This is a genomic window from Haladaptatus sp., from assembly GCF_049589095.1.
Lineage (GTDB): Archaea > Halobacteriota > Halobacteria > Halobacteriales > Haladaptataceae > Haladaptatus.
The window spans coordinates 1-2,551 of sequence record NZ_JBAWAC010000581.1; the positions used below are offsets into that span (position 1 = coordinate 1).

Consider the following 2,551-nt stretch of genomic DNA (forward strand, 5'->3'; position numbering starts at 1 on the left):
GTGGTACGCTGACACTGTTCGGCGAGACGATACCCCGGAGGATCCGAGCGACGGTAGCAGTCAGTCTGTATCTGTGTTCCCTACTCGGTGCGGTCGGATTCATTGCGCTCGCGGTCACCCGTCCCGATTCCGGCTTGGTGTATGCGGGCTTCGCGGCGCTCCTCCTGTTGACGGCCGTGAACCGGGCGAGATAACGAACGGACCCTTTTCGACCCGTCTTTTTCGGAATACACTTCCTTCGTCCACTGAGTCGTGCGTTCCTGCATCCGGAAAACGAGCGCTTGGCGCGCCCAGAGGTACGGGGCGTCATCGACGAACGACGAGTGACGAACGAGAAGGGGGTGACGCCGTCGTAACCGGTGCGGAGTTCACGCTAACAGAGCCGATGCGGAGTTCACGCGAAAAAGACTGCACCGGGGAAGGACCGGTGTTAAACACTCGTGGAAACGACACGAGACGTGACGACGTGTAGTCGAACTACTGTTCGTCTTCGCCACTGACGAGGTCCCCGACGTCCCTGACCACTCCCCATAGCTGTCGAACCACGATTTGTACGTCGAACCAGAACGACTGCCGTCGGATGTATTCGATGTCGTATCGGAGTTTCTTGGCCGGTTCGTGTCCGGTGGCATCACTGATCTGTGCGAGACCGGTCAACCCGGGCTTGATGAACCATCGTTTTCTCCATTCGACGACGCCCGTCTCGATATCGGAGTCCAGTTCCGGTCGCTCCGGCCGTGGACCGACGACGCTCATATCTCCCGCCAGAATCGACCACAGTTGTGGAATCTCATCCAAGTGTGTCCGTCGGAGAATTCGTCCTACACGCGTGACGCGAGGGTCGACTTCCCCTCTGTCCTCTTCGCTTACTTTGGCGCCCGTTTCGGCTTCCGCGTCGGTAACCATACTTCGGAACTTGTACACCTGAAACGTGCCGCCGAACTCTGCGGTTCGTGCCTGACTGTAGAACACGGGACCGGAGCTGTCGAGTTTGATCGCCAGCGCGATGAGGCCGAGGAGCGGCGCGAACAGGAGGAGACTGCTGGCTGCGAACAGAATGTCGAACGACCGCTTCAGGAGGTAATCCTGCCAGTCCCACGGTTCGAGCGCGATTTCGATGAGTTCGTCGTCTTCCGTCGCCTCCGCCTTGGTGAGAACGCTATCTATCTGTCTGCGGGGTGCCTTGGCGGTGACGCCGTGTTTGTAGCACGTATCGAGCGCGCCGAAGAACTCCGCTCGGTCGGTGGTCGAAAACGCCATGATGGCGGTATCGACGCTGTTTTCGAGCAGAACGTCCTCAAGCCGTGAGAGCCCTCCGAGCCGTTCCACGCCCGCCAACGGCTGTTCCATGCCACCGTCCGGGGCGACTTGCTTTCGTTCCCGCTCCGTGATTTCGGTCCCGCTCAACGGCGAGACGTACCCCAAAACAGGTGTGTTGATAACGGTGAGAACGTCCCGAATGTAGCGGATGTCGTCCCCGATGACGATGGGGCAATCGTTTTTGATGACCGGCCGTCGGCGGATGGTAACGAACAGGAGCGGGAGCAGAACACAGAGCAACGCGGCGACGATGATGAGCGTCGAGCGCGGGAGCCGGTACGTATAGTCGAAGTAGCCTATCGTTGCGAGCCCGAGAACTGCGATGAGGAGCCGTTTTTCGGTGACGAACAGGGTGTCGAGTATCCGCCGCGGACGCGGCTTGTACATCGGGGCAAGGCACGCCGTGACGACGAAGACGGTGAGGAGCCCGGCGATACCGATCTGCGTCGGTGGCAGTTGCACCGCCTGGAGCTGGTCGATTATTGGGAACGTAGTCGTTACGAACCCCTGTATCGAGGAGCTATTGGCGACGACGACCGCAACGGAGACGAAAAGGATCGTTCCCGTGATACTCGTGAAACGATAACGAAATCCGGAGGGCATTATTTAACTGACTTAGGTATTACAAAGTCATAAATGCTACGTCCAATTAACGCTTGTAATCATTTTTGAATATATTATAATAAATAGAGTAATAGTTTGATAGATATTTATATGTTATTCTTCGTTATGATTGGACGGGTTGACTCCAGTCGGTTTTATCAGGGTCACGAAACGGGAGGGCGAATGTACTCGGTAATCTCACCCTACACATCCGTAGAGGAATCATTACAATAGTGATCATCACCGTTCCTCGTAATTAAGACATGAACGCGAACGTGGATACTACTCGGTCTTCGGGATATTACCCGTTCTGGAAGGGGTACCTCCTTGCGGGGGTCTTGTCGATCGTTTTGTGGCTTCTCTTCATTGGTCTCCTCGTTCTCTAGGGGCGTGGAAGCGGGTGGACCGTCGGACGAAAATCGTGATATAGATATTACATAAATGCTATCTTGGATGAACCGAGATACTACAACGAAACGATGACGAGGGATGAAGCGTTGATAGCCATCGGAATCATTCTCGGCGTGTGCGGACTCGGATATACGATAATCGGAATTTGAGAATCACAGGGTAAAGAGGAACACGCCACCGAGGACTGCGAGCGTTCCGATACCGACGCACACAGCCC

General features: G+C 55.9%; 2 protein-coding genes. One reads left to right on the forward strand and one right to left on the reverse strand.

The window, feature by feature from the left end:
• Positions 1 to 194 (forward strand): hypothetical protein (locus tag WBV42_RS18085; RefSeq protein ID WP_423987259.1); only part of this gene is annotated, 194 nt, incomplete at its 5' end.
• A 283-nt stretch (positions 195 to 477) separates the two neighbouring features.
• On the opposite strand, the gene WBV42_RS18090 is transcribed toward WBV42_RS18085, so the two are convergent.
• Complete coding sequence (locus tag WBV42_RS18090; protein ID WP_423987260.1) at positions 478 to 1,923, reverse strand: sugar transferase; 1,446 nt, start codon at positions 1,921 to 1,923, stop codon at positions 478 to 480.
• Positions 1,924 to 2,551: the final 628 nt, after the last annotated feature.